At 73.1% G+C, this 26361-nt stretch carries 22 protein-coding genes; 11 read left to right on the plus strand and 11 right to left on the minus strand.

Annotation, left to right across the window (positions count from 1 at the left end):
* Window positions 1-67 precede the first annotated feature (67 nt).
* The 3 genes from ACZ7G1_RS14530 to ACZ7G1_RS14540 all read left to right on the plus strand — a co-directional run bounded on the left by ACZ7G1_RS14530 (window position 68) and on the right by ACZ7G1_RS14540 (window position 5971).
* A complete protein-coding gene (locus ACZ7G1_RS14530) occupies window positions 68-2074 on the plus strand; it encodes a SpoIIE family protein phosphatase (protein WP_470879696.1) in 2007 nt (668 codons plus the stop codon).
* Between the two features lie 91 nt (window positions 2075-2165).
* Entirely contained in the window at window positions 2166-4772 is a 2607-nt protein-coding gene (locus tag ACZ7G1_RS14535) for an MDR family MFS transporter (RefSeq protein ID WP_470879697.1), read from the plus strand.
* 125 nt (window positions 4773-4897) lie between these two features.
* Window positions 4898-5971, plus strand: a complete 1074-nt coding sequence (locus ACZ7G1_RS14540) for a chitinase (RefSeq protein WP_470879699.1) — start codon at window positions 4898-4900, stop codon at window positions 5969-5971.
* Between the two features lie 25 nt (window positions 5972-5996).
* Here the strand turns inward: ACZ7G1_RS14540 and ACZ7G1_RS14545 are convergent, their stop codons facing one another.
* From ACZ7G1_RS14545 to ACZ7G1_RS14570, 6 genes are all read right to left on the minus strand, one after another.
* Window positions 5997-7859: an ATP-binding SpoIIE family protein phosphatase gene (locus ACZ7G1_RS14545; protein ID WP_470879815.1), complete on the minus strand. Its 1863-nt coding sequence runs from the start codon at window positions 7857-7859 to the stop codon at window positions 5997-5999.
* A 148-nt stretch (window positions 7860-8007) separates the two neighbouring features.
* Window positions 8008-9960, minus strand: coding sequence for an alkyl/aryl-sulfatase (locus tag ACZ7G1_RS14550; RefSeq protein ID WP_470879701.1), 1953 nt, complete (start codon window positions 9958-9960; stop codon window positions 8008-8010).
* 57 nt (window positions 9961-10017) lie between these two features.
* On the minus strand, window positions 10018-10689 hold the full coding sequence (locus tag ACZ7G1_RS14555; protein WP_470879702.1) for a TetR/AcrR family transcriptional regulator: 672 nt from the start codon (window positions 10687-10689) through the stop codon (window positions 10018-10020).
* A 69-nt stretch (window positions 10690-10758) separates the two neighbouring features.
* Window positions 10759-11631 carry a DUF4436 family protein gene (locus tag ACZ7G1_RS14560; protein WP_470879703.1) on the minus strand — a complete coding sequence of 291 codons (873 nt, stop codon included), beginning with the start codon at window positions 11629-11631 and terminating at the stop codon, window positions 10759-10761.
* 23 nt (window positions 11632-11654) lie between these two features.
* Complete coding sequence (locus ACZ7G1_RS14565; RefSeq protein WP_470879704.1) at window positions 11655-12818, minus strand: agmatine deiminase family protein; 1164 nt, start codon at window positions 12816-12818, stop codon at window positions 11655-11657.
* Between the two features lie 280 nt (window positions 12819-13098).
* Complete coding sequence (locus ACZ7G1_RS14570) at window positions 13099-13683, minus strand: TetR/AcrR family transcriptional regulator (protein WP_470879705.1); 585 nt, start codon at window positions 13681-13683, stop codon at window positions 13099-13101.
* A 131-nt stretch (window positions 13684-13814) separates the two neighbouring features.
* Here ACZ7G1_RS14570 and ACZ7G1_RS14575 point away from each other — a divergent pair, with 131 nt between their 5' ends.
* The 4 genes from ACZ7G1_RS14575 to ACZ7G1_RS14590 all read left to right on the plus strand — a co-directional run bounded on the left by ACZ7G1_RS14575 (window position 13815) and on the right by ACZ7G1_RS14590 (window position 18851).
* The gene (locus ACZ7G1_RS14575; RefSeq protein WP_470879706.1) at window positions 13815-15383 is read left to right on the plus strand and encodes a serine/threonine-protein kinase; all 1569 of its coding nucleotides are present in this window, start codon (window positions 13815-13817) and stop codon (window positions 15381-15383) included.
* A gap of 135 nt (window positions 15384-15518) precedes the next feature.
* Window positions 15519-16673 (plus strand): agmatine deiminase family protein, encoded by a 1155-nt coding sequence (locus tag ACZ7G1_RS14580; protein WP_470879708.1) that lies wholly within the window; start codon window positions 15519-15521, stop codon window positions 16671-16673.
* Between the two features lie 100 nt (window positions 16674-16773).
* Entirely contained in the window at window positions 16774-18195 is a 1422-nt protein-coding gene (locus ACZ7G1_RS14585) for a sensor histidine kinase (protein ID WP_470879710.1), read from the plus strand.
* The gene (locus ACZ7G1_RS14590) at window positions 18192-18851 is read left to right on the plus strand and encodes a response regulator (protein WP_470879711.1); all 660 of its coding nucleotides are present in this window, start codon (window positions 18192-18194) and stop codon (window positions 18849-18851) included. The genes ACZ7G1_RS14585 and ACZ7G1_RS14590 overlap by 4 nt, the downstream gene beginning before the upstream one ends.
* On the opposite strand, the gene ACZ7G1_RS14595 is transcribed toward ACZ7G1_RS14590, so the two are convergent.
* Genes ACZ7G1_RS14595 through ACZ7G1_RS14605 form a run of 3 tightly spaced genes read right to left on the minus strand, consistent with a single transcriptional unit; the run spans window position 18848 to window position 21179 of the window.
* Window positions 18848-19126, minus strand: a complete 279-nt coding sequence (locus ACZ7G1_RS14595) for a hypothetical protein (protein ID WP_470879713.1) — start codon at window positions 19124-19126, stop codon at window positions 18848-18850. The two genes, ACZ7G1_RS14590 and ACZ7G1_RS14595, sit on opposite strands and share 4 nt — an antisense overlap.
* Window positions 19126-19989, minus strand: coding sequence for a sugar-transfer associated ATP-grasp domain-containing protein (locus tag ACZ7G1_RS14600; RefSeq protein WP_470879715.1), 864 nt, complete (start codon window positions 19987-19989; stop codon window positions 19126-19128). Before ACZ7G1_RS14600 ends, ACZ7G1_RS14595 begins: the two co-directional genes overlap by 1 nt.
* Complete coding sequence (locus ACZ7G1_RS14605) at window positions 19986-21179, minus strand: 7TM domain-containing protein (RefSeq protein ID WP_470879717.1); 1194 nt, start codon at window positions 21177-21179, stop codon at window positions 19986-19988. The genes ACZ7G1_RS14600 and ACZ7G1_RS14605 overlap by 4 nt, the downstream gene beginning before the upstream one ends.
* Window positions 21180-21333: 154 nt before the next feature.
* Here ACZ7G1_RS14605 and ACZ7G1_RS14610 point away from each other — a divergent pair, with 154 nt between their 5' ends.
* Window positions 21334-21912: a TetR/AcrR family transcriptional regulator gene (locus tag ACZ7G1_RS14610; protein ID WP_470879718.1), complete on the plus strand. Its 579-nt coding sequence runs from the start codon at window positions 21334-21336 to the stop codon at window positions 21910-21912.
* Here ACZ7G1_RS14610 and ACZ7G1_RS14615 read toward each other — a convergent pair.
* Together ACZ7G1_RS14615 and ACZ7G1_RS14620 are read right to left on the minus strand one after the other, a co-directional pair.
* Window positions 21893-23104 (minus strand): sensor histidine kinase, encoded by a 1212-nt coding sequence (locus tag ACZ7G1_RS14615; protein WP_470879719.1) that lies wholly within the window; start codon window positions 23102-23104, stop codon window positions 21893-21895. The genes ACZ7G1_RS14610 and ACZ7G1_RS14615 overlap by 20 nt on opposite strands.
* Entirely contained in the window at window positions 23101-23757 is a 657-nt protein-coding gene (locus ACZ7G1_RS14620) for a response regulator transcription factor (protein ID WP_470879721.1), read from the minus strand. Before ACZ7G1_RS14620 ends, ACZ7G1_RS14615 begins: the two co-directional genes overlap by 4 nt.
* 197 nt (window positions 23758-23954) lie before the next feature.
* Here ACZ7G1_RS14620 and ACZ7G1_RS14625 point away from each other — a divergent pair, with 197 nt between their 5' ends.
* Genes ACZ7G1_RS14625 through ACZ7G1_RS14635 form a run of 3 tightly spaced genes read left to right on the plus strand, consistent with a single transcriptional unit; the run spans window position 23955 to window position 26358 of the window.
* Window positions 23955-24482 carry a hypothetical protein gene (locus tag ACZ7G1_RS14625; protein ID WP_470879723.1) on the plus strand — a complete coding sequence of 176 codons (528 nt, stop codon included), beginning with the start codon at window positions 23955-23957 and terminating at the stop codon, window positions 24480-24482.
* Window positions 24483-24484: 2 nt separating this feature from the next.
* Entirely contained in the window at window positions 24485-25612 is a 1128-nt protein-coding gene (locus ACZ7G1_RS14630; RefSeq protein ID WP_470879725.1) for a peptidoglycan-binding protein, read from the plus strand.
* Window positions 25609-26358 (plus strand): ABC transporter ATP-binding protein, encoded by a 750-nt coding sequence (locus ACZ7G1_RS14635; protein WP_470879726.1) that lies wholly within the window; start codon window positions 25609-25611, stop codon window positions 26356-26358. The genes ACZ7G1_RS14630 and ACZ7G1_RS14635 overlap by 4 nt, the downstream gene beginning before the upstream one ends.
* Window positions 26359-26361 lie beyond the last annotated feature (3 nt).

The raw sequence follows: 26361 nt of genomic DNA on the forward strand, positions 1-26361 counted from the left end.
GAGGGAGGCTCGGGGGAGGGACGGGAGCCGCATGGGTCACGTCCGGAGATCCCTGCGGGAGGGGCGATTGAACGCGGAACGGCCTCTGGTCACGGTGGACGCGAGCCCGTGGGGCGAGGCGGTCCTGGGAGCCGTCTTCACCCAGGCCGAGGTGGGACTGCACGTACTGGACCGGGACCTGCGCGTCATCAAGGTGAACAAGGTCGCCGCCGGTATGCGCGGCATCCCGGCCGAACGGATCGTCGGCCGTCCGGCGGCGGAGGCGTACGCCACCCTCGGGGTGACGTACGACGAGAGCGTGCTGCGCGAGGTCCTCGCCACCGGCCGCCCGGCCACCGACCGCCTGGTCGTCGGCCGGCCGCTCTCCGCGACGCACCGCCCGCTCGTCTTCTCCGTCTCCGTCCACCGCCTCCAGGACGGCGAAGGACACGTGCTCGGCCTGGTCGTCACCAGTACCGACGTCACCGACCGCGAACAGGCCCGCGCCCGGCTCGACCTCCTGCACGACGCCCACGAGCGGATCGGGACCGGTCTCGACGTGGAGCGCACCGCACGCGAACTGGTCTATGTGACGGTGCCCCGGTTCGCGGACTCGGTGGTCGTCGCGCTCACCGACGCCGTATTGCGGGGCAAGGACCCGGCCCTCGAATCCGGCGACACGGCCCCGCTGCTGCGCTGCGCCGCCGTGGGCCGCACCGCGGCGGGCCCGCCCGTACCCGACGTCGGACCGGTGCTGCTGCCGGGGATCTTCGGCGACGCACTGCCCGCCGAAGCGGCCCTGCTGCCCGCCACGGCGAAGGGCGGGGCGGGCAAGCCGGGCCCGGTCCTCGTGGCACCCCTGAAGGCGCACGGGCAGGTGCTCGGGGCCGTCGCCTTCCACCGTGCCGAGGGCCGCGAACCGTACGGCCGCGACGACCTCGCGCTCGCCGACGCCATCGCCGCCCGCACGGCGACCTGCCTGGAGAACGCGCTGCGCTTCACGCGCGAGCACATCGTGATGTACGCGCTGCAGAGCTGGCCGCTGCGCCAGCACGAGGCCACCCAGCGGGCCGTCGACGTCGCCCAGCGGCACCGCCCCGGCGGCACCGGCGCCGGATCCTGGTACGACGTCATCCCGCTGCCCGGAGCACGGGTGGCGCTCGTCGCCGGACAGGTCGAGAACCCGGGACTGAGCGCCGTCGCCACCATGAGCAGACTGCGGACCGCCGTGCACAGCCTCAGCACGCTCGACCTCGACCCGCACGAGGTACTCGCCCGGCTGCACACCCTCACCCGCCGGCTCTCCGGCGAGCAGCCGGCCGGGGCCGGCGCCGACGAGCCGACCGCGAGCTGCACGATCGCTGTGTACGACCCCGCCGTCGGCAGGCTCGACGTCGCCCGCGCGGGCACCTCCCTGCTCGCGGTCGTACGGCCCGACGGATCGGTGGACGACCGGCCCGTGGAGGACGGACCGCTGCTCGGCGCCGAAGGCCCGCCGTTCGCCTGCGCGACCCACCTGCTGCCCGAGGGCAGCACCCTCTGCCTGGCCTCCGCGCCCGCGCCCGGCGACGAGGGGGCCAGGACGGAGGCCATCATGGCCGCGCTCTCCCGCCCCGACCGCGACCCGGAGGCGATGGCCGACGACGTCGAACGGCTCCTCGCCCCCGACCGCGTCCTGCTGCTCGCCCGGACCCGGAGGCTGTCCGCGGACGAACTCGCGGCCTGGGAGATCCCCTTCGACTTCGAGGCGGTCGGCACGGCCCGGACGCTCGCCGAGGAACGCATCGCCGCGTGGGGACTCGCCGTCGACCCCTTCGCCGTGACGCTCGTCGCCAGCGAACTCGTCACCAACGCCATCCGCTACGGCGCCGCGCCGGTCACCCTCCGGCTCCTCAAGGAGGGCCACGGAATCGTCTGCGAGGTCAGCGACGCCGGCCAGGCCACCCCGCACCTGCGCCACGCGAAGGCCGTCGACGAGGGCGGTCGCGGGCTCCTCATCTGCGCCTCGCTCGCCGACGACTGGGGCGTGCGCTACTCGGACGAGGGCAAGACGGTCTGGGCGGAGATCGGCACGAAGGGCCCCGCGCTCCGCTGACGACGGCCGGAAAGGGCCGGCCACCCGTGACTTCGGCCCTGGTTCGCGCTGATCCGGTACGGGGAGCGGCGGCCTCAACTATGTTACTGGCGTGGACCAGTTGATCACCGAAGACCCGACGCGCATCGGCCCGTACCGCCTCATCGCCCGCCTGGGCGAGGGCGGGATGGGCCTGGTGTACCTCGGGCGGTCGGAAGCCGGGCGGACGGTCGCGGTGAAGGTGGTGCAGGCCGAACACGCCCAGCACCCCGAATTCCGGGCGAGGTTCGCGCGCGAGGTCGCGGCGGCCCGGCGGGTCGGCGGCGACTGGACCGCCGCCGTCCTCGACGCCGACACCGAGGCGCCGGTGCCCTGGGTGGCGACCCAGTACATCCCCGGCCCCGACCTGACGACCGTCGTCGCCAGGGACTTCGGGCCGCTGCCCGAGCACTCGGTCCGCACCCTCGCCCACCGGCTCGCCACCGCCCTCCAGTCGGTGCACGGCGCCGGCCTCATCCACCGCGACCTGAAACCGTCCAACGTCCTGGTGACGGTGGACGGTCCGCGCGTCATCGACTTCGGCATCGCGCGCGCCATGGACGGCCTGGGCGGCGACAACCTGCGCACCCGCACCGGGATGCTGATCGGCTCGCCCGGCTTCATGTCGCCCGAGCAGGTGCGCGGCCTCGAACTGACCCCGGCCAGCGACGTGTTCTGCCTGGGCGCCGTCCTCGTCTACGCCGCCACCGGCCGGCTGCTCTTCGGCGCCACGGACACCGGCCTCCACGCGCACCTCTTCCGGATCGCGGAGGACGAACCCGACCTGAGCGGCGTCCCCGACTCCCTCCTCGCACTCGTCCGCGCCTGCCTGGACAAGGACCCGGCGCGGCGGCCGACCCCCGCCGACGTGGCCGCGCACACCGTCCCCGACCGGACCGAGGAATGGCTCCCCGGCTCCGTACTCGCCCAACTCGGCCGCCATGCGGCCAAGTTGCTCGACTTCGCGCCCGAGACGCGGGTCACCGAGCCCGCGCGACCGCAGGACCCGCGCATTCCGTCCCAGCCGCAGCCGATCCCGCGGCCGCCCGCGTACGCCCCCACGGCACCGGTCGGCCACCAGTCACCACCCGGATTCGGGCCGCCCACCGGCGCCGCGCCGGACGCCGGGCCGGCCGTCACGACACCGGCCGGAGTGCCGGGCGCGTCCCTCAGGCGGTGGCGGGGACTCGCGGCGGTCGTCCTGGCCCAGCTCCTGGTGGCGATCGGTGCGTCCGCCGGCTACGCCGCACTGCCCGTCGCGACGCACGATCTGGGCATGAGCGCCGACGACCGGTGGACCATCATCCTCGCCGAGGTCCTGGCCTTCGGCGCGCTGATGCCCTTCGGCGGACACCTCACCGACCTCATCGGCCGCAAGAAGACCCTGATCGTCGGCCTCGCCGGTTCGGCCGCGGCCTCCGTCGTCGGCGGACTCGCGCCCGCCACCGCGCTGCTCGTCGCGGCGGAGATCCTGCAAGGCGTGTCCGCCGCCCTGGTCTCCGCCGCGGCCCTCGCCCTGGTCATCGCCGGCTTCCCAGAACCGAAGGAACGCGGCCAGGCCTTCGGCCTCTACGCCGCCCTCGCCGGCGGCGGGCTCGCGATCGGCCAGTACGCGAGCGGCTGGCTGATCGAGAGCATGAGCTGGCGCTGGTGCTACTACATCATGGTGCCGCTCGCCGCCCTCGCGATCGCCGTCGTCAACCGCCTCGACGAAGACCGCCGCCCGGGTGCGCCCGTCCGCTTCGACGTGCCGGGCGTCCTGCTCGGCACCGGCGGACTCGCGGCCCTCGCGTACGGCCTCGACGCGGCGCAGACGAGGTACGGCTCCGGCGGTTCGCAGGAGGGCGGCTGGGCCACGCCCCTCGCGGTGCTCCTGCTCGTGGTGGGCGCGGGCCTGCTCGGTGCCTTCGTCTGGTGGCAGAGCCGTACGAACGACTCCCTCGTCCCGCCTCAGGTGTTCCAGGACCGCGGGCGCCTCGGGTCCCTCTTCGCCCTGCTCCTCGTGGGCGTTGGCACCGAGGGCATGTTCCTGGTCCTCTTCCGCTATCTGACCAGTGGCAGGTTCTACGCGCCGATCCAGATCGGCACGGGCCTGCTGCCCATGGCGGTCGCCCTCCTGATCGTCTCCACCCAGGTCGCCGCCCGCCTGAGGCACCGCGTCGCGCCCGGCCTCCTGATCGGTTCGGGGCTGCTCGTCGCGGCGGTGGGCACGGCCCTGCTGAGCCGCCTCGAGCTGGACAGCTCGTACAGCGGGGTGCTCCTGCCGTCCCTCCTGCTCGTCGGGGCCGGCCTCGGCCTCGCGCTCGCCCCGCTCGTCGAGATCGCCTCCGGCCCGGCCCTCGCGCGCAACCCCGGCGGCACCGCCGCCGTCGTCCTCACCGTCCAGAACCTCGGTACCCTCCTCGCCGCCCCGCTGGTCGGCACCGTCCTCTCCACGGTGATCTCGGACCGGCTGATCGGCGTCTCGGCGGTACCGGAGGCGCTGCGGCGGGCGGCCCAGAGCGGCAACCTGCTCGACCCGTACGACTTCCCGGACTCCGTGGCCGCGATCGCCACCCACACCGACGCGGCGGTCCTCGCGGGCTACTCCGCCACCCTGTGGTGCGCGGCCGGCGTCCTGCTCCTCGCGGGCGTCATCGGCGCGGCGACCGGGGCGTCCCGAGGGCACGAGCGCACCTGACACCCCAAGGAGGTTCTTCCCACACCACTCCTTGCAAGGGCTGTTGACGAAAGGTCTGGACCAACCTACGGTCTGCTGGAGCGCGCGCGAAGCCTAGGAACACCCCACGTCCTCAGGAGCACCGCATGCCAGGTTCCCGGATCACCCGCGTCCTCGGAGCGGGTCTCAGCACCCTGCTCGCCGCCACCGCCCTCGCGGCCGCCGCCCTCGTCCCGTCCCCCGCCGTCGCGGCCCCGGCGGCCGAGACCTGCGCCCTCAAGCCGAAGCCCGCCGGAAAGGTGCTCCAGGGGTACTGGGAGAACTGGGACGGCTCGGCCAACGGTGTCCACCCGCCGTTCGGCTGGGCCCCCATCGACGACCCGCGCTTCGCCGCCCACGGCTACAACGTCCTCAACGCGGCCTTCCCCGTGATCCGTTCGGACGGCACCGTGCTCTGGGAGGACGGCATGGACAGCACCGTCCGCGTCCCCACCCCGGCCGAGATGTGCCGCGCGAAGGCCGCCGGAGCCACCCTCCTGCTCTCCATCGGCGGCGCCACCGCCGGCATCGACCTCAGCTCGACCGCCGTCGCCGACCGGTTCATCGCGACCGTCGTACCGATCCTCAAGACGTACAACTTCGACGGCATCGACATCGACATCGAGACCGGCCTCGTCGGCAGCGGCTCCATCAACACCCTCTCCCCCTCCCAGGCCAACCTCGTGCGCATCATCGACGGAGTCCTCGCCCGCATGCCCGCGGGCTTCGGCCTCACCATGGCCCCGGAGACCGCCTACGTCACGGGCGGCAGCGTCGCCTACGGCTCCATCTGGGGCGCCTACCTCCCCATCGTGAAGAAGTACGCCGACAACGGCCGCCTCTGGTGGCTCAACATGCAGTACTACAACGGCAGCATGTACGGATGCTCCGGCGACTCCTACTCCGCCGGCACCGTCACCGGTTTCATCGCGCAGACCGACTGCCTCAACCGCGGCCTCGTCATCCAGGGCACCACCATCCGCGTCCCCTACGACAAGCAGGTCCCCGGCCTCCCCGCCCAACCCGGCGCGGGCGGCGGCCACATGGCGCCGAGCGCCGTCGCCCAGGCCTGGAACCACTACGGCGGTTCCCTCAAGGGCCTGATGACCTGGTCGGCCAACTGGGACGGCTCGAAGAACTGGACGTTCGGCAACAACGTCAAGGCCCTCCAAGGGCGCTAGACCGCCCCGCGGCCCGGTCTTGTGGTCAGGAGTACAGGTTCTGCTCCGCCCACACGACCTTGCCGGTGACGGTGCGGCAGGAACCCCAGCGTCTGCACAGCATGTTGATGAGCTGGAGGCCGCGGCCGCCTTCGTCGCTCAGGTCGGCGTGCTGGATCTGGGGCAGGTCGGGGCCGGTGTCAGAGACCTCCACGACGAGGCGTTCGCCGCGCAGGAGCCGGAGTTCGCCGGGTCCGTTGCCGTAGCGGAGGGCGTTGCCGACGAGTTCGGAGACGACGAGCTCGCAGACGTCGGCGAGCTCGGTCAGGCCCCACGTGGCGAGCTGCTCGGTGACCAGGCCGCGGGCGACCGAGGCGGCGCGGCCCTCGCGGGGCAGTTGCCAGACGTGGAGGTCGACCGTGGTGCCGGAGACCGCCGCCAGCCCCGAGGGGGTGGCGGCGGTCGACGTCGTGGCCGTGGCCGTCGTGGTCACGGCGGTCGTCGCCGTGAGGAGCACCGCCTCGTCGAAGCGGGTGTCGCCGGCCGGCGCGCAGTCCACCAGGCCGCCGCCGGCGAGGGCGCCGGGGGCGAGGGTGCGCGCGGCCGAGCGCAGCAGGTCGAGCTGGTGGTCGATGTCCGCGTGCCGGGACTTCACCAGGCCGTCGGTGTACATGACCAGGTGGCCGCCTTCGGGGACCTTCACGCGGACCGGGTCGTACGGGATCACCCCCGCTCCGAGCGGCGCACCGGTCGGCACGTCCACGAGCTCGGCGGAGCCGTGTCCGTCGAGGAGCAGTGGGGGCAGGTGCCCGGCGCTGGCGAGGGTGTAGGTGGAATCGGCCGGGTCGTAGACCGCGCAGAGACAGGTGGCGACCTGTTCGTCCTCCAGGTCGCGGGTGGCGAGGTCGAGCCGGGCGAGGACCCGCTCCGGAGCCATGTCCAGGGTCATCAGGGTGCGGGCGACCGCCCGGAGCCGTCCCATCGTGGCGGCGGCGGGCAGCCCGTGTCCCATGACGTCGCCCACCATCAGGGCCGTACGGCCGCCGGGCAGCGCCATCACGTCGTACCAGTCGCCGCCGACCTCGTGGTGACCGGTGGAGGGGGCGTACTCGGCGTGCACCCGCAGGCCCGGGGTGACCGGGGTCGCGCGCGGCAGCAGGCTGCGCTGCAAGGACACGACGTGCTGGCGCTCGCGCCCGTAGAGCCGGGCGTTGTCGATGAAGACGGCGGCCTGCGAGGCGAGCTGCTCGGCGAGCGCGAGGTCGGTGGCCGAGAACGGCGGCGATCCCTCGCCGCGTACGAAGTCGGCGCTGCCGAGCAGCAGCCCGCGGGCGATCAGGGGCACCGCCAGATAGGTGTGCACCCCGGCGGCGCGCATCTTCGCGGCGGCACTCGGCGTGGGCGCCACCTTGATGAAGTCGTCGTTGCGCATGCGGCTGAGCAGGACCGGTTTGCCCTGCCGCAGGCAGTACTGGTGGAGCAGCGTCTCGTGCTGCTCCTCGGCCCGTACGAACGTCTCGCCCACCGGTGTCGGCTCCAGGGTGGACAGCGCCTCGATGGCGGACAGTGCGGCCGCCCGCATCGGCGGGACGCCCGTACCGGTCCAGCGTGAGCCCTCCTCGCCGCGCAGGACGCTCTCCAGGATGTCGACGGCGGCCCCGTCGGCGAAGCCCGGCACGGTGAACTCGGCCAGCTCCCGGGCTGTGCGCTCCAGGTCCAGGGTCGTCCCGATCCGGGCCCCGGCGGAGTTCAGCCAGGCGAGCCGCCCCCGGGTGGACAGCCGGTCAAGCGGAACGCCGCCGCCACCCTTGGCGGACCGCCCGCGGGCACCCCCCGACCGGCGCACCGCCGAGCTCCGCCCACCCGAAGCCCGGCTGCTCACGCGCCGCCTCCGGTTGCCGCCGTTCACTCTTTCGGCCTCCACACAGCAACTCGAACGCTCTTGCTGCACAGCATGCACCGGAAGCCGCCGGTATGCACCAGCCATGCGGAAGACGGCCCCTCATCCACCCGCACGATCACACGTGAGGACCGCTTCCGTACGCCGAGTGAGCGCATCAGGGCGTGACGATCGGGAAGTCCGTGTCAGGGGTGTCGAGGACGCCGAGGAGCCGGGTGAGGAGAGCCGGGTCGCCGGTCATGGTGATGCCGGCGGTGCCCTTCCCGGCGAGCAGGGTGAGGAGTTGGGGCTTGGTCATCGTCATGGTCAGACCGGCGTCGGGGGCGGGACGGGTGCCTGCGGTCCAGGTCAGCAGGCCGTTGCCGAGGCGCAGGTGCCAGTAGTCGGCGCCGATCCGCCAGTCGATCGCGAGCCGGAGCGACCAGGCCTTCGGCCCGTCGACGCGGACGGCGAGGCTGTCGATGATCTGGCCGATGGACAGGGCCATGTACATGTCCGGGCCGAGGGTGGCGGTGGCGTGCGGGGTGATGCCGTGCAGGAGCTCCTGGGCGCCGGTGAGGTAGAAGTTCCGCCATACGGCGTTCTCCACGGAGCGGCCCAGGCGGGTGTAGAGCCCGGCGAGCTGGCGCTTGGCCCGGGCGTCGTCCGGGTCGTTGAAGACCGCGTGGTTGAGCAGCGTGACGGCGAAGCGCAGATCGCCCCGGTCGGCGTAGTGACGGGCGCGGGCGCGGGTCGCGGCCTGGCCGCCGAGGGACTCCACCCAGCGACGGGCCTCCTCGACCGGGGGGTGCTGCCACAGATGGGCCGGGTTGCCGTCGAACCAGCCCATGTACCGCTGGTAGACGGCCTTGACGTTGTGGCTGAGCGAGCCGTAGTAGCCGCGGTTCGCCCAGACGCCTTCGAGCTGGGGAGGCAGCCGGAACGTCTCCGCGATCTCGGTGCCGGTCCGCCCCTGGTTGATCAGCCGGACCGTCTGGTCGTGCAGGTAGCCGTAGAGGTCGCGCTGGTGGGTGAGCAGGCCGACGATGGCGTCGTTGCCCCAGGTGGGCCAGTGGTGGGAGGCGAAGGCGACGTCGGCGGCGCCGGTGTAGAGGCCGATCGACTCGGTGAGGTAGCCGGCCCAGGCGTGCGCGTCGCGGACCTGGGCGCCACGGAGGGTGAGAATGTTGTGCATGGTGTGGGTGGCGTTCTCCGCCATGCAGACCGCGCGCAGGTCGGGGAAGAGGAAGTTCATCTCCTCCTGGCACTCGGTCCCCGGCGTCATCTGGAACCGGATGCGCACCCCGTCCAGGGTGACCTCCTCGCCGGTGGCGGCGATCGACCGGGTGGGCGCGATGAGCCCGACGGTGCCGAGCGAGACCGTGAGCCCGAGACCGCAGCCGACCTGGGCGCCCGCGTTCTTCGGCAGCGTCGAGCCGTACATGTAGGCGGCGCGGCGGGCCATCGCGGTGCCGACGTACACGTTCTCGCTGACCGCGTGCTCCATGAAGCCCTTCGGGGCGAGTACGGGCACGTCCCCGGCCCCGTTCGGCAGCACACCGCGGCAGCCGCCGAAGTGGTCGACGTGCGGATGGGTGTAGATCATGGCGCGGACCGGGCGGTCGCCGCGGTGGTCGCGGTAGAGCCGCAGGGCCGCCGCGGCCGTCTCCGCCGAGATCAGCGGGTCGATGACGATGATGCCGGTGTCGCCCTCGACGATCGTCATGTTGGACAGGTCCAGGCCTCTGACCTGGTAGATCCGGTCGGTGACCTGATAGAGCCCCTGGCGTGACAGCAGTCGCGCCTGTCGCCACAGGCTCGGGTCGACGGTGCCGGGGGCGGTCGCGTCGTCCTTCGCGTCGGCGAGGAAGCCGTAGGCGGCGGGGTCCCAGACGGTCTTTCCCGCGGCGTTGGTGATCGGCCCGCCGGTGAAGGCCGCGATGAAGCCGCGATCGGCGTCGGCGAAGTCGGCCTTGTCGTCGTAGGGCAGCCCGCCCGTCGCCGTGGGCGTCCGCGCGTCGAGGGGGAGGCGCCCGTCGAGGGCCTCGGCGGTCTGCGGGTTCAGCGATACGGCGGCCGCTGCCGCGCCCATCGCGGCGACGGTGAAGCCGCGCCGGTTCATCGGAGTCATGGCGGTGCGCCCCTTCTCGGTAGGGCGCCCACTATTGCAGTCGGACTGCAATACGAGTCAAGGGGTCGGCGCCTCCGGATGCCCCGCCGCCGACCCGGGACCCACCCCGAGCAGCGCCCCGAGGGTGCGCCCGAGCGCCTCCCTGGTCGCCGCCTCGTCCAGGCCCCGCCTGGTCCGCAGGTGATCCCAGGCCGCCCAGGACGAGGCGGCCTCCACCGCGTCGAGCAGCCCGCCGGCCCGCTCGGCGCCCGGATCCCCGGCCAGCTCCGGCGCGAACACCGCGGCGAGATCGGCCCGCAGCCAGGCGTCCCCCTCGGCCATCACCCGGCGCAGCCCCGGCGAGTCCGCTTCGAGACCGAGCCCGATCTTGCGGATCGGCGTCATCACCTCGTACATTCGGCCGCGCTGGACGAGCAGCGCCCGCACCTTCCGTGCCGTCTCCCCCGTGGAGGGCACGGGCTCCGCGTGCGCGCGCCAGCGCTCGGCCTGCCGCCGGGCCGCCGCCACGTACAGCGTCTCGCGGTCGGCGAAGTGCACGAACACCGTCCGCTCGGACACCCCGGCACGCTCGGCGATCGCCTTCCGGGTGGGCTCGCGCCCGGTCTCGGAGATCAGTTCGAGCAGCGCGTTCACCAGCGCCGCGTACGTCCACTCGGGATCGCGCCGGCGCCGCCGCACCGGCGCCGCCGACCCCTGGTCGTCGCCGCCGGCGGTCTCTGTGTCAGCCATCGGGCCATCGTGTCAGAGCCGGTGGACCCGGGCGCCGACGCGCCCGGGTCCACCGGCTCCGCACTCCGTCTAGGAGGCCTCCTTCGCCGCCCGGCGCTCGTTCCTGAAGCCGGTGGCCACCACCGTGACGAGACAGAAGGCGACGACGGTCTCGGCCCACAGGAAGGCGACGTAGTCCAGGAGGGAGCCGATGGGCGGCGCGCCCGGGGCCGTGTTGCGGAAGGCCGCGAGGGCGAAGAGCGTGGCCGCCATCCAGCCGAGCGCCGGCCAGGTCAGGCCCATCCGCCGGGTCACCAGGAACCAGGACCCGGTGAAGACCGCGAGGGCGAGCGCCCACATGGCGGCCATCATGAAGACGGCGAAGATCAGCACGCTGTTGGACCGCGCGAGCTCGACGTCGAAGACCGCGGTCCCCTTGTCCGACGCCGCGTCCACCCCGGCCGAGAAGAGGGCGTCGGCGTTGGTCAGCGTCATGTGGACCGGGACCTTCTCGCCGCCCTGGGTGGCACTGAACTCGATGGCGGCGGTGTACGCGTCGAAGGGGTAGTCCGTGATCGAGCCGCCCCTCAGCGAGACGGGCAGGTCCATGGTCGCGATCCTGCTGTGCGCCTTGAACGACAGGTCACCCCGGGTGGACGTCGAGGTCTGGAGCGTCAGGTCCTCGGTGGGGGAGACCCCGCCGGCCTCGGCGAGCTCCCCCCGCGGGGTGACGAGCACCCGGAGCGTCAGCTCCCGGCCGGCGGCGTCCACCCGCTGGATGGAGGCCTCGATGTCCACCCGGTCCGGCTCCGAACCGCCCGCGCTGTACACCCGGTCCAGGGCCTGCCGCTCGCCGAACTGCAGCCAGGACCCGAGGGCGATGGCGGCGACGACCAGACAGCAGGCCACCACGGCCGGGAGGATGCGGCCCCGGCTGGGCTTGATGCGTCGGGGGGAGGACATGGAGGCTCCTGGTGTTTCGTGGGTCAGTCGACCGGCTTGCCGGGCTGGTCGTGGGTGGCGCAGTGGATACCGCCGCCTCCGGTGGCGATGGTGTCGATGCTGAGCTGCACGATCTTCCGCTTGGGGAACTGGTCCTGGAGGATGCCGCGCGCCCGGTCGTCGGCCTTCCTGTCGCCGAACTTCGGCATGTAGAGGGCGTCGTTGCCGATGTAGAAGTTGGCGTAGGTCGACAGGAAGTCGTCGGTGTAGCCGGTGACCAGGTCGGGGTCGGGCTGCGGGAGGTCGATGATCTCGAACTCGCGGCCCTGGGCGTCGGTCGCCTCGCTCAGGACGGACATGGCCTGGTCCGAGGAGCGCGACCAGGAGTCGGCGGGCATGCCGGGGAAGGCGCGGTCCAGGAGGATCACGCCGGGCGCGGTGAACCGGACGAGACTGTCGACGTGGGCGTCGGTGATGTCCTCGCCGCGCACGCCCTTCAGCCAGATCACCTTGTCCATGCCGAGCAGTTCCTTGAGCTCGTCCTCGATCTGGGCGCGCGACTTGCCGCGGTTGCGGTTGTCGTTGACGATCGAGCTCTCCGTGATCAGGAGGGTGCCCTCGCCGTCGGTCTCGAAGGAGCCGCCCTCGGCGACGAGCGGCGCCTGGATGCGCGGGATCCCGTACTTGCGGAGCAGGAGCCGGCCGACCTGGGCGTCGTTGTTGTGGGTCTGCTTGTTGCCCCAGCCGTTGAAGTTGAAGTCGACTCCCTCGACCTTGCCGTCCTGCTCGACGAAGACGGGGACCGTGTCACGGGCCCACAGGTCGTCGACCGGCATGTCGATGACCTCGACGCCGGAGCCGCAGAGCTTCTGGGCGGCGGCCCGCTGGTTCGGCCGGGCCATCATCACGACGTACTCGTACTCGGAGATGGCGCGGGCGACCCGGGCGATGTCCTCGCGCACGTAGGGGAGGTCGTCCTCCCAGACGGACTCGAGCGCCGGCCACGACATGAAGGTGCGGGCGTGGCTCTCCCACTCGGCCGGCATGCGGCGGTCCTCGTCCGAGGGCGCCGCCTGGCCGGTGGAGGGGCCGGCCGAGCGGCCCGGGTCACCGGAGCCACCGGGGCCGCACGCCGTGGCGCCGAGCGTGAGCGCGCCGAGTCCGGCGAGAACGCGCAGGGTCGTGCGGCGGGAGGGAAGGTCGGACATGTGGGGTCTCCGATCGTGTGCTGGCGGGACCGGGCATCCGGCGGGGGAGGGGTGTCGGGTGGCGAGGCGAGTGGCCCGCGCTCGTGCACGCTCCGTGAACAGGGTGCACGTACCGTCCCGGGATTCGCCGGTACCGCGAGTGGGGATGCGGCTTTCGTGTCGTCACTCTGACACTGACTGAATATTCAGTCAAATTCCGGCGCGAGGCGGTGCCGTACGAAGCCCCCGTCACGGCACCCGGTCGCGGCCGGCCCCTCCCCGGTGGTCCGGCCCGCGCCCGTCAGCGGCTCAGCCGCTCCAACTCCACCGTGACCGCTTCCTTGGTCAGCTCGCGGGCGTGGGTCAGCGGCAGGGCGCCGCTCAGCCAGCGGGTGCTGAGGCCCTCAAGGAGTGCCGTGAGCCGTTCCGCGGACGCGGTCAGGGCCGGTGCGGGGACGGTCGGCCTGATGCGGCCCAGGAGGTCGGCGACATCGTGGATCCAGGCCAGCGTGGCCCTGGCCAGTTCGGCGCGGAGCTCGGGCTCGAAGACGGCGCTGGCGCGCAGTTCGCCCCAGGCCGTACTGTTCTCGCGGACCTCGGGGAGGTCCTGGAATTCCAGCAGCAGGGTCTGTTCCAGCTCCTGCCGGGCGTCGCAGGGCCCGTCGGCCTCGTCCTCGTCCTCGGACGTGTAGCGGTCGGCCCGGTCGCTGATGAACTCCAGGGTGTGGCGCAGGATGCCGGCCCGGTCCTTGAAGTGGTAATAGATCAGCGCGGTGGACACCCCGGCTTCGGTCGCCAGCTCCTCCATGCGGAGCCCGCGTACCCCTCGCCGGGCTATGACCCGGGCGGCAGCTTCCAGGATGGCTCTACGGCGGTCCGTCGACACGCGATCCCCCTTGTGAGTGGTCTGAACCAACAGTGTGGCATATTGACTGAATCTTTAGTTAGAGGGCACGATGCGCGAGTTCCGTCCGTCGACCCCGCGCCCACCGTTCCCTCCCTCGAAAGAGCCACCGCATGTCCGCTCAGCTTCCCGGTGTACAGCCTGCTCACGCGGCGCTGACGGCCGACGACCCCCGCGAGATCGGCGGCTACCGCCTCCAGGCCCGCCTCGGCTCCGGCGGCATGGGCGTGGTGTACCTGGCGCACACCCCCGGCGGCCGCCCGATCGCCCTGAAGGTCGTACGGGACGAGTTCGCGGGCGACCCCGAGTTCCGCATGCGCTTCGCCCAGGAAGTGGCCAGCGCCGAACGCATCCACGGACTGTTCACCGCCCAGGTCGTCGCCTCCGGTGTCGACGCCCCGACCCCCTGGTTCGCCACCGCCTACGTCCCCGGGCCCTCCCTCCACCAGGTCGTCCACCGGCACGGCCCGCTCCCGGTCCGCACGGTCCTGCTCCTGGTGGCCGGCATCGCGGAGGCCCTCCAGGCGATCCACGGGGCCGGCGTCGTCCACCGCGACCTCAAGCCGGCCAACGTCCTGATCGCCGAGGACGGCCCCCGGGTCATCGACTTCGGCATCGCCCGTGCGGCCGACGCCGTCGCCCTGACCGGCAACGGCCTCAGTGTCGGCACCGCCGCCTACATGGCCCCCGAGCAGGCCCTCGGCCGCCCGGTCTCCCCGGCCACCGACGTCTTCGCGCTCGGCGCGCTCATCGCGTACGTGTCGGGCGGCGAGACCCCCTTCGGCGGCGGCCCCGAGTCCGCGGCCCTCTACCGCGTGGTCCACGAGCACCCCGACCTCGACCGGGTGCCCCACGAGCTGCGGGACCTGGTCGCCTGGTGCCTCGCCAAGCGCCCCGAGGACCGCCCCACCACGACGGAGCTCATGGCGGCCGTGCACGCCCACCCGCTGGTCGGTCCCCGCCCCGAGTTCGGCGAGGGCTGGCTGCCGCAGTCGATCTCCAGCGAGGTGGCGGGACGGGCCGTACCGCCGGCTCCCGGTACGCCGATGCCGGGACGGTCGGGAACGGGAACGCCCGCGCCGGTCTACGCCCAGCCGACCCTCGCGGCCCCGCCCCCGGCCGCCCCTCCGGTCGCGGGGGAGGGGCCCGCCACCAGCGGACCGCCCTCGCGCCGCGCCCCGAAGCGGGGCCGCCGCCGGGCCGTGACGGTGTCGGTGGTGCTCGCGGTGCTCCTCCTGGCCGGTGGCGCGGTCTACGCGCTCACGGAGCCGGCGGGGGCGGACGGTCACGACGGGCCGGACAGCGCGGCCGTCTACGTCCCCGGCGGCAAGAGCGTCGAGCTGACCTCGCCCGACGCCACCTACGAGTTCGACCTGAAGGCGGGGAAGGTCGTCCCCTCGGACACCGCCACCTGGTACCTGGCCCGCGAGAAGTCCGAATTCGTGCTCCCCGAGGACAGCGACGCCTTCGTCGCCTCGGGGGACGACCTCAGCCCCGCCGACTGCGTGCGCGGGATCGAGACGGAGCCGGTCACCAAGGTCGCCTTCGCGGACGTCGCCGACGAGCGCCCCTTCTGCGTCCGGAGCGCCGACGGCCGGGACCTCGTCGTCGTACGGCTGATCGAGGCACAGACGGACGGCGGCCCCGTCACGGCGGCGTTCGACCACTACCGACGGGCCTGACACCCCCTAGGCGCGGCGTCACGCCGGAGCGGGTCCCGTCCCGCATGGTCCTCCCGGGATTATTGACTGAATTTTCAGTCTGCGTCAGCATGCGGGGGAGCACCTGACTCCACTTCCCCCACAGCAGGAGTTCCCATGGACACGCCCACGACCACCCGGCGCCGGCTGCTCCAGCTCGGCGCGGCGGCCCTGCCGCTCGCGGCCCTCGGATCGGCGTTTCCCACGGTGGCCCGCGCCGCCACCGGGACCACCGCGCTGCGGATGCCCGCGGAGACCGGCCGGCACGTGCGGACCTTCATGGCGTGGCCCGCCCTCTCGTCCGTCTGGGCCGGCGGGCTCGGCCGGGTCCGCGGCGACATCGCGAGAGTGGCCGACGCGATCTCCCGCTACGAGCCGGTCGTGATGCTCGCCCGGCCCGATCAGGCCGCCGACGCGCGCTACACCTGCGGGGCAGGGGCCTACTACGGCATCGACGTGGTGGAGATCCCCGACGACGACCTGTGGATCCGGGACTTCGGCCCCACCTTCGTCGTCGCCCCCGGCGCCGTCGCGGGCGTGGACACCCGCTTCAACGGCTGGGGGAAGACCGGCACCCCGTACGCCCAGCCCCACACCGCCGACGCGGCCGCCGCCGCGACCCTGCTCGGCCAGTACGGCGTCCCACGCGTCCAGGCCGGCTTCGTCGGCGAGGGCGGCTCGCTGGAGACCGACGGCCAGGGCACCCTGCTCGCCACGGTCAGCTCCCTGGTCAACGACAACCGCAACCCCGGCATGAGCCAGGACCAGGTCGAGCAGGCACTGAAGACGGCCCTCGGCATCGACCAGGTGATCTGGGTGCCGGGCCTCGCCGGCCAGGACATCACCGACTGCCACATCGACTGCCTGGCCCGCTTCGTCGCGCCCGGCCACGTCCTCCTGGACCGGCCAGGCCCCGGCACCGACGCCCCATGGGCCGCCGTCCACGAAGAGACCAAGCGGATCCTGCTCGGCGCGACCGACGCACAGGGCCGCCGCCTCACCGTCACCGAACTCCCCGGCCCCGACCGGGCCCGCATCCGCGGCCGGGGCGACGACTTCCTCGCCGGCTACACGAACTACTACACGGTCAACGGAGCAGTGATCATGCCGCAGTTCGGCGACGCCCACGCCGACGCCGTCGCCTACGGCATCCTCCGGGCCGCCTACCCGGGCCGGACGATCGTCCCGCTCGACATCGACAACATCGCGAGCGGCGGTGGCGGCATCCACCGCGCCACCCAGTCGCAGCCGGCCGTACCCCCGGCCCTCTGACCGGACGGCTCCGGCCGCCACCCACCACCCGAGACCACCACGGAAGAACCGCCGGTCGCCGCCTCCCCAAGGGCGGCGACCGGCGCATGAGGAGAGTGATATGACACGCCGGCTGTATCCGCTGATCGCCGATCTCGCCCTGATCGCCTTCACCGGCGCGACCATCCTGGCCCTGCTCGACTGGGACAGCTGGAGCTCCGAACAGGGTGCGCTGCTCGGCCAGGCGGGCCAGCTCGGCGCGGCCTGCGGGGCGGTGGCGGCGATCCTCGTCCGCCGGCGATGGCCCGCGACGGCGCTGGTCGTCGCCGCCACCCTCATCGCCTTCGAGCCGCTCACCGGCGGAGCGCTGACAGCGACGGCCTACACCGCGGGCCTGAACTGGACCCGCGTGCACCACCGCCTCCTCGTCCTGACCGTCGCCGTGGCGGCGCCCCTGGCGATCACGGTGGCCTACTCGGCGGTGGAACCGGCGCCGATCCTCGAGTACGACGTCATGGTCGTCCTCGTCACCGGCATCGTCTGCGGCGTCCTGCCCGGCCTCGGCGGAGCCCTGGCGGGCCAGCGCGAGCGTCTCGTCGAGGCCCTGGAAGAGCGCAACGCCTTCCTGGAACGGGCTCACCGCTCGGCGGAGGACCAGGCCAGGTCCCGCGAACGCTCCCGGATCGCCGGTGAGATGCACGATCTGCTCGGCCACCGGCTCAGCCTGATCGCCCTGCACTCCGGCGGCCTGGAGATGGCCAGCGAAAGGGGCGACCCCGAAGTCCGCCGCAGCGCCCTCCTCGTGCACAGCACGGTCCGCCTCGCGATGGCCGAACTGCGGGACGTCCTGGGGGTCCTGCGCGCCGAGGACCCCCAGTCCGTCACGTCGGAGCCGCTGACCGCGAAGACCGGCACCCACGCGGAGATCTCCGCCCTCGTGGCCCAGTCACGGACCGCCGGGATCGCCGTACGGCTCGAATGGGCCGGCGACGACCTGACGGGCGAGAGCCCGACCGCCCGGCGCGCCGTCGACCGGGTGATCCGCGAGGCGCTCACCAACGTGCACAAGCACGCGGCGGCGGCCGACGTCCAGGTCGTCGTCCACCGTGAGTCCCGGGAGGTACGGGTCGACGTGCGCAACGGCCCCGAGCACTCCGCGGCCCGGCCGGTCAGACTGCCCGGCGGCGACCTCGGCCTCGTCGGCCTGCACGAACGCATCCGCCTCCTCGGCGGCACGCTGAGGGCCGAACCCGAGTACGGCGGCGGTTACGCGGTCGACGCCCGCATCCCCCTCGGCGCCGGACCCGCCGTGACGAGCACACCCGCGCCGGAGGGCCCCTCGCCCGTATCGGCGGCACAGACCTGGTGGCACTGGCTCGCGGGCGCCCTCGGCATGGCCCTCGGCGCGGCGGCCGTCGTCGCCCTGCAGTTCGTCACCCTCGCGTTCGTCCCCTTCCCCGAGGTGGACGAACTTCCCGAAACCGAGGAGATCACCGCCTCGTCGACTCTCCTGCCCCCCACACCCCGAGGCCTTCCCCTGTGATCCGTGTCCTCCTCGCCGACGACCAGGAACTGGTCCGCGCCGGCATCAGACTCGTGCTCAAGCACGCCGACGACATCGAGGTCGTGGCCGAGGCCTCCGACGGCCCCGAAGCGGCCCTGCTCGCCGTCCGCCACCAGGTCGACGTCGCCATGCTCGACATCCAGATGCAGGGCACGGACGGACTCTGCGCGGCGGAACGCATCGCCGAGCGGGCGCCGAACGTCCGCGTCGTCATGCTCACCACCTTCGGCGAACACGCCTACGTGGACCGGGCCCTGAAGGCCGGAGTCGTCGGCTTCCTGCTCAAGGACAGCACCCCGCAGGAACTCATCCAGGCGGTCCGCCGGGTCGCCTCCGGCTCCCCGGTCGTGTCCCCGCAGGTCACCCGGCACCTCATCGACCGCTACCTCGACAACGACGAGAAGCCGGCCGACCCCCGCGTCAGCCGGATCGCCGACCTCACCAGCCGCGAACGGGAAGTCCTGGCGATGGTCGGCACCGGCGCCTCCAACGCGGAGATCGGCAAGCGACTTCACCTGGGCGAGGGCACCGTCAAGGCCTACGTCAGCCGCATGCTCACCAAACTGAGCTGCGCCAACCGCGTCCAGGCGGCGATCCTGGCCCACGACGCCCGGCTCCACGACAGCGCCGGCTAGGACTGCCCCGGCGAGGGATCAGAGGGATCAGAGGGATCGGCGGAGACCGGGGACGTGGACGCGGGCTTCGGCGTCGATGCGGCCTTCGGTGTCGGTGTGGGTGTGGGTGTCGGCTTGGGCGTCGGCGTCTCCGGCCTTACGTCCGCCGGGGTCTCGCGCCCCGGAACGGCGTCGGAGGCCGTCCGCGGGGCCTCCGCCCCCGCCGCGCTGAAGGCGAGGTAGGCGCCGGCCGCCCCGGCGATGACGGTCTTGGTCACGAGCGCGGTCCAGCGCATCAGGGCCTCCCGGGCCGGGTGGGGGCGGCCATCAGACCGTGGCCGGTGACGTTCTGGATCTGAAGGCCGGGACGTGCGTTGACCTCCAGGATCAGGGGCCCGCGGTCGGCGTCGACGACGATGTCGGCGCCCAGATAGTGCAGGCCGGTCGCGGCGGCACACCGGCGGGCGGCGTCGAGGACCTCGGGCCAGTGGGGAACGGTCGCGCCGATCAGACGCGCGCCGGTGTCCGGGTGGGTCTCCGTCGGCTCCTTGCCGACGAGCGCGTGCGTGATCCGGCCGGTGGGCAGGTCGACGGCGGCGCCGATGGCCTTCTGGTGCAGATTGGCGCGCCCGCCGCTGAACCTGGTCGGCAGCCGCAGCATCGCGAGCTGCGGCCTGTCCCGGTCGCAGATCACCCGGATGTCCGGCAGCCCCTGGTGCGAGAGCCGGGCCAGGTCGGGGTGGGCCCGGATGAGGGGTTCGAACAGGGCCCAGTCGGTGGGGCGGGGCGAGAAGTCCCCGTCCAGGATGCGGCGGAGCTGGTCGGCGACCAGGTCCCGGGAGATCCGCTTGCCGGAGGACGACGTCCAGTGCAGGCGGCGCCGGCCGAAGGCGAGCAGGATGCCGTTGCCGCCCAGGCTCTGGTTCGGCTTGAGCGCCCAGCTGTCGGGCAGGCCGTCCCAGTCGAGGGCGGCGATCTCCCGGCGCGAGCGCAGCAGGGCCAGGGTCGGGGAGGTCGGGGCGCCGACCGAGGCCAGCGCCTCCTTCGTCGCGTGCTTGTCGTTGACGAGCCGGATGGCGGCCGTCGAGTTCTGCCGGGCGATCCGGGCGTTGCGCAGGTTCATGCCCATCACCGGGTCCCAGCCACGGAGCCGTATCACGCCGATGCCTCCTGTGCCTTGGCCGCCGGGGCGAACCGGAACAGCTCGCTGAGCCGCAGGCCGCGGTAGGTGCCGGCGATCGCCGTCCACACCGCGCAGACCAGCGCGAGCTGGAGCGGTACGGCCTCGGCGATCTCCCGTACGTACGGCGTCAGGAGGAGCAGCGCCACCAGGACCGCGGTGCCCAGGGTCAGGGCGGCGCCCGAGGCGGCGGCCTTGACGCCGTCGAGGTCCCACACCTCCCACAGGCGTTCGGTGACGATCGCCGTGACGACGACCGGCAGCGACATCCCCCACGAGTCGGAGAGCCCGAAACCGCCCAGGGTGAGCTGGGAGGCGATCAGACCGGAGGTGACCACCGCGATCAGGACGCCGAGCCTGGCCACCCGTGGCAGGTGCAGGCGCTGCAGCAGCGGCTGCATGGCGAAGCCCAGCACGAACATCACCAGTGTCAGGGGGACGCCGAGCGGCAGGCCCGTCTGCGCGTACGCGAGCGCGAGCAGGACCGGGCTGAACGTGCCGAGCGTGTTGAGGCCGACGACCACCCGGAGCACCACGATCAGCAGGGCGGCCAGCGGCAGCAGCGCCATCATCGACACCGGGTCGATCGCCGGCGCCTTCGCGAACAGGATGCGCAGGGCCGACGGCGCGGCGGTGGAGTCCGGCTGGGTCAGCAGCCGCTTCCCGACCGCCACCTGAAGGCCCTGGACCTCCTGCCGGCCGAGCAGGACGGGGGTCTCGCGCTTCGAGCGGTTGTTGACGCTGAGCTTGGCGACGAACGACCGGCCGGACAGCCGCACGGTGGAGTCGATCACCGGGCGCTTCTCACGGCCGAGCGCCGAGGCCACGGTGATCCTGGGCGCCGCGTCGAGGTCGAAGCCCAGATCGCGCGCCAGGGCCGTGTCCACCGAGGACGCCGACGCCCCCGTGTCGATCAGGGCGAGGACCTCGGCCGACGCCCCGGACGGTCCGGTGATCCGCACCATCTCCCGCTCGCCGATGACGTCCCCGGACCGGCTCAGCGGCCGGTCGGGCGAGCCGAGCACGGCCATCAGCAGGAAGCCGAGACAGGCCACCGCCGCGAGCACCTTCAGGAACACCGGCACCCCCAGGCGCCGCCCGCCCCGTCGGCGGCCGGGCGCCCGGCCACCGCTCTCCACACCTTCTTCGTACTTCTGCAGGTCATGCATGAGGACAGCCTTGGACAGCGGACCCGGGGGCCAGTAGTACCGATCGGCCATGCCGGGGCAACGAAAGTTGCCCGTTCACCGCCGCCGAGCCCGCCCCGACCCCTCGTCAGGCCCGTGATTCCTCTGAAGGAGACCGCCCGGTAAGGTTCGGGCCATGGCGTCTCGCAGCACTCAGATCCTCGAAGCCGCCGCCCGGGTGATCGCCCGGCGCGGGGTCCGCGGCCTGCGCGTGGAGGAGCTCGCCGCCGAGGCGGGCGTGTCCACCGCACTGATCTACTACCACTTCAAGGACCGCGCCGGGATCCTCAGCAAGACGCTGGAGTTCATCAACGACCGCGCCGAGCGCTACACGACCGACCGCGACCCGGACGCCGAGCCGCTCACCCCGCGCGAGGAACTGGACCAGACGCTCCTCCTCGAACTCCAGGACTCCACCGAGGTCAGGGAGAACAGCACCGCCTGGGGCGAGCTCCGCGCCAGCGCCGTCTTCGACGACCTCCTGCGCGAGGACCTGGCCAGGGCCACCCTCTCCTGGGTCCAGGAAGTCGCGGCCCTCCTCGGCCAGGTCAGGCCCATGGCCCCCGCCGCCGCCCTCGCCGCCTCCGCCGAGCGCCTCACCGCCCTCCTCGAAGGCCTCAGCATGCGCTGGCTCAGCGGCACCCTCCAGATCTCCCACGCCCGGACCCTGATGCGCGAGGCCATCGACGCCGAGGTCACCCGCCTCGGCGGCTAGGTCCCGTCCGGCGCGGCAGGTCGACCCGCACGGTGAGTCCACCGGCGGGGCGCGGTGTCGCGGTCACCTCGCCGTGGTGCGTGAGGGTGATCGCGCGGACGACGGCAAGGCCGAGACCCAGGCCTTTGGCCCGCTGCTCCGCGCCGCGTCGGAAGGGCTCGAACAGGGCGGGTACGTCCGCCGGGTCCAGTACGGGACCGGTGTTGGCGACCTCGACGAACGCGTGCTCCCCGTGGACGCCCGTCGTCACCGTCGCCGTACCGCCCGCGTGGTTGTGGCGTACGGCGTTGGACAGCAGGTTCAGCGCGATGTGCCGCAGCAGGGACGGGTCACCGGCCACCAGGGCGGGCGCGAGATCGGTGCCGACCCGGACCCGCGCCGTCCCGGCCTCTCCGGCGAGATCCGCCACGGCGTCCCCGGCGACCTCCGCGAGGTCGACCGGCTGCGGGGTCAGCGGCGCGCTCTCGCCCCGGGCCAGGGTCAGCAGGGCGTCGATCAGGCGCTCGGAGCGGGCGTTGGCGTCGAGGGCGCGCCGGAGCGCGGGCCGTAGGTCGGCGGGGACGCGGCCCTGGGCCAGCGGGATCTCGAGAGCCGTGCGCTGAAGGGTCAGCGGTGTGCGCAGTTCGTGCGAGGCGTGGGCGGTGAAGTGCCGCTGGGCGGTGAAGCTGCGGTCGAGCCGGTCGAGCATGGCGTCGAAGGTGTCGCCGAGCTCGCGGACCTCGTCCCGCGGCCCGGTCAGGCCGAGACGTTCGTCGAGGGCGTCACCGGAGCCGATGCGGCGGGCGGCGGCGGTCACCCGGTGCAGGCGCTCCAGCGACCGGCGCGCCGCCCACCACGCCAGCAGCGCGGCCAGGGCGGTGAAGACGGCGAGCAGCAGCAGCGAGCGGACGAGGAGGTCGCCGAGTACACGGTCCCGGAAGTCCTCGAAGGCCTCGGACGGGGTCGTCGGCACGGCCTGGGTGGTGTCCGGCGGCACGGGCGCCGCGCTCCGCACCGGTGCGAGGGGCTCGGCGGGGAGCGCGGCGGGCGTGACCACCGCGGGGATGATGACGGAGCGGTTCTCCTCGATGAGCTGCCGCGAACTCAGCCAGTTCAGCACGAGCAGCCCCGCGCCGAGCACCACGAAGACGGACGTCGTCACCAGGGTGAGCCGGCCGCGCAGCGGCAGCCGGTACCGCGCCGGGCGGCTCACAGCCGGTACCCGAAACCCGGGTCGTGGCTGATCGGCGAAGGATCGCCCAGCTTGCGGCGCAGCGCGTGCACGGTGACCCGGACGGCCGTGGTCGCCGGGTCGAGCGCCGCGTCCCACAGCCGGTCCCTGAGTTCCTCCGTGGTGACCGGCGCGCCGTCCGCCGCCAACAGCACTTCCAGTACGCCGAGTTCCCTGGGCGTCAGTCTCAGCGGCCGCCCGTCGCGCTCGGCGACCCTGCGGACCGTGTCCAGGCTGATGCCGTGGCGGCTCAGCACGGTGGCGCCGCCGCCGGCGGGGGAGCGGCGGCCGAGGGCGCGCAGCCGGGCGACGAGTTCGAGGTACGAGAACGGCTTGGCCATGTAGTCGTCCGCGCCCTGCCCCAGACCGTCGACGAGGTCCGACAGCGCGCCGGCCGCGGTCAGCATCAGGATCCTGGCCGGATACCCGGCCGTGTTCAGCGCCCGGCAGACCGCGTCGCCGCCGAGCACCGGCAGGTCCCGGTCCAGGATCAGCACGTCGTACGAGGCGGCCGCCGTCATCTCCAGCGCGCGGGCGCCGTCGGAGGCGACCTCGCAGAGCATCCCCTCGCCGCGCAGCCCCTCGGCGAGCATCGCGGCCAGCTCCGCCTCGTCCTCGACGATGAGCACTCGCATCCCGTCCCACTCCACTCGTCCGCGCCGTCCCCGGACCGTCCACGAACCCGCAGGTCAAGGATGCCCGCCCGGACGTTAGCCGACGGTTAGGCGCACGCTCACGGACCGCTCACCGGACGCTTCGTAGAACTGGCTCTCGTCATCGACCTCTCGTCATCGACCTCTCGCCATCGTCGAGAACCAGCAGGGAGCAGAACATGCGCAGTCGAACCGGGCGGGCCCTCATGGCCGCGGCCGCCCTCACAGTGACCCTGGTGATGAGCGGATGCTCCGCCGAGGACTCCGCCCCCCGGGTCGCCGGGGACGACGGCTCGGGCACCGGCAAGCCGCAGGACGACAACGCGGTCCGCCGCTCCTGGGTCACCTGCATGCACGCGCAGGGACAGAACCAGGTCCAGCAGGACAAGGACGGCAACATCTTCGTACCCGCCAGCGGGACCGGCGCCGAGGGCTCCGCCGCCGGGTACGACGCGGCGGTCAAGGTCTGCGACGCCAAGAACCCCGGCATCCAGCAGATCAACGACCGCAACTCGCGCAAGTTCGTCGAGATGGCCCGTGCCTGGGTCGCCTGCGGCCGTAAGAACGGCTACCCCGAACTCCCCGACCCCGACCCGAAGGACGGCATCCTCGTCATCCCCCGGCTGTCCTTCGACCCCGCCAAGTGGGACGCGATCCAGCCCGCGTGCAGCAAGCTGCCGCTGCCCGGCTACCGGATCGGCGAGTGACGATGCCCCAGTACCGACAGCCCACCGGGCTCACCCCCGAGCCGGCCAGGAAGCGCCGGAAGGTCCTCGTCCCGCTGGTCCTCGTCGCCGCCGTCGGCGCGTCCGCCGCGCTGGGCGCGACGCGGCCGTGGGAGCGGGAGAGCGCCGTGGCGGAGCGGCCGGCGCTCGGACACGGCACCGTGACCGTGGAGAAGGGCTCGCTGTCCAGCGCCATCCAGGTCGCCGGTTCGCTCTCGTACGACGCGATCACCCCCGTGGTGGCCGCCGGCCGGGGAACCGTCACCGCGCTCCCGGAGGCGGGCGCCGTCGTGAAGGCGGGCGGGCGGCTGTACGAGGTCGACGGACGGCCCGTCGTCCTCATGACCGGAGACCGGCCGCTCTGGCGCGACCTGGGACCCGGCGCCGCCGAGGGTCCCGACGTGCGGCAGCTGAAGCGCAACCTGGTCCGGCTCGGGTACGCCGACGGTCTCGGACTCGCCGTCGACGACAAGTTCACCCCGGGGACCGCCACCGCCGTCAAGCGCTGGCAGAAGGCCCTGGGCGTGCCGGAGACCGGGACGGTCACGCTCGGCAGCGTCGTCATGCTGCCGCTGGCCGCCGCCCGGGTGCACAAGGTGGGCGCGCAACTCGGCTCGGCCCTGGGCGCGACGTCGGTCCTGACCGTCAGCGGCACCGACCTCGTCGCGGTCGTCCAGCCCGCCGAGAACCAGCTGTCCCGCTTCAAGCCGAACGGCTCCGTCGTCGTCAGGCTCGCCGAGGGCGGCACCGTCAAGGGGCGCATACGGTCCCTGATCCGCGGGGCGGGCGGCGAAGGCGAGGGCGGGGCGCAGGGCGGCTCGGGCGAAGGGCAGCAGAAGACCGTCGTCACCATCGTCCTGGACGACCAGGGCCAGGTCCGGAAGGCCGGGCCCTCCGCGGTGACGGTCAACGTCGTCGGCGACACCGCGACCGACGCGCTCATCGTCCCCGTCACCGCCCTGCTCGCCCTCGACGGCGGCGGCTACGGCGTCAAGGTCGTCACCGGCGCCACCACCCGGCTCGTCCGCGTCCGGCTCGGCCTGGTCGCCGACGCCAGGGCCCAGATCACCGGGGACGTCAGGAGCGGCGACCAGGTGGTGATCCCCACGTGACGCCACCGACCCCTCCGGCCGAGGGCGGAGCCGTACGCGCCTCCGCGCCGGTCCTCGAACTCGCCGGAGTCACCAAGGAGTACCCGGGATCGCCGCCGACGCGCGTCCTGCACGGCATCGACCTCACCGTCGAAGCCGGTGAGCTGACGGCCGTCGTCGGTCCCTCGGGCTCGGGAAAGTCCACGCTGCTCGCCCTGCTCGGTTCGCTCGACCGGCCCACGGCGGGACGGCTGTGCTTCGAGGGCCGTGACCTGTCCGGACTCTCCGACGTGGAGCTGGCCGCCGTACGGGCGAGGCGGATCGGCTTCGTCTTCCAGCAGTTCTTCCTGCTCGCCGGCCTGACCACGGTGGAGAACGTCGCCACCGGCCTGCTCTACAGCGGCGTCCCCGCCGCGCGGCGGCGCGAAGCGGCCGTGGAGGCGCTGCGCGAGGTGGGCCTCGGGCACCGGCTCGGGCACCGTCCCGACCAGCTGTCCGGGGGCGAGAAGCAGCGGGTCGCGATCGCCCGCGCGCTGGTCGGCCGTCCCGCGCTGCTGCTCGCCGACGAGCCGACCGGGGCGCTCGACAGCGCCTCCGGCGCGGCCGTCGTCGACCTCCTGCGGGCGCTGAACGACGACGGCACCACCGTCGTCGTCATCACCCACGACCGCGAACTCGCCGCCTCCTTCCCCCGGCGCGTCGGCATCCGCGACGGACGCGTCGACTTCGACGAACGCCATCCGCACCCCGCTGGAGCCGCCTCATGACCG

It is taken from the genome of Streptomyces sp. NPDC037273, from assembly GCF_055603625.1.

Excerpts from the sequence above, each read along its gene's own strand:
- ACZ7G1_RS14540 (WP_470879699.1), top strand. The coding sequence starts at position 4,898 with ATGCCAGGTTCCCGGATCACCCGCGTCCTCGGAGCGGGTCTCAGCACC.
- ACZ7G1_RS14550 (WP_470879701.1), bottom strand. The coding sequence starts at position 9,960 with ATGACTCCGATGAACCGGCGCGGCTTCACCGTCGCCGCGATGGGCGCG.
- ACZ7G1_RS14555 (WP_470879702.1), bottom strand. The coding sequence starts at position 10,689 with ATGGCTGACACAGAGACCGCCGGCGGCGACGACCAGGGGTCGGCGGCG.
- ACZ7G1_RS14560 (WP_470879703.1), bottom strand. The coding sequence starts at position 11,631 with ATGTCCTCCCCCCGACGCATCAAGCCCAGCCGGGGCCGCATCCTCCCG.
- ACZ7G1_RS14565 (WP_470879704.1), bottom strand. The coding sequence starts at position 12,818 with ATGTCCGACCTTCCCTCCCGCCGCACGACCCTGCGCGTTCTCGCCGGA.
- ACZ7G1_RS14575 (WP_470879706.1), top strand. The coding sequence starts at position 13,815 with ATGTCCGCTCAGCTTCCCGGTGTACAGCCTGCTCACGCGGCGCTGACG.
- ACZ7G1_RS14580 (WP_470879708.1), top strand. The coding sequence starts at position 15,519 with ATGGACACGCCCACGACCACCCGGCGCCGGCTGCTCCAGCTCGGCGCG.
- ACZ7G1_RS14585 (WP_470879710.1), top strand. The coding sequence starts at position 16,774 with ATGACACGCCGGCTGTATCCGCTGATCGCCGATCTCGCCCTGATCGCC.
- ACZ7G1_RS14595 (WP_470879713.1), bottom strand. The coding sequence starts at position 19,126 with ATGCGCTGGACCGCGCTCGTGACCAAGACCGTCATCGCCGGGGCGGCC.
- ACZ7G1_RS14605 (WP_470879717.1), bottom strand. The coding sequence starts at position 21,179 with ATGCATGACCTGCAGAAGTACGAAGAAGGTGTGGAGAGCGGTGGCCGG.
- ACZ7G1_RS14610 (WP_470879718.1), top strand. The coding sequence starts at position 21,334 with ATGGCGTCTCGCAGCACTCAGATCCTCGAAGCCGCCGCCCGGGTGATC.
- ACZ7G1_RS14620 (WP_470879721.1), bottom strand. The coding sequence starts at position 23,757 with ATGCGAGTGCTCATCGTCGAGGACGAGGCGGAGCTGGCCGCGATGCTC.
- ACZ7G1_RS14625 (WP_470879723.1), top strand. The coding sequence starts at position 23,955 with ATGCGCAGTCGAACCGGGCGGGCCCTCATGGCCGCGGCCGCCCTCACA.
- ACZ7G1_RS14630 (WP_470879725.1), top strand. The coding sequence starts at position 24,485 with ATGCCCCAGTACCGACAGCCCACCGGGCTCACCCCCGAGCCGGCCAGG.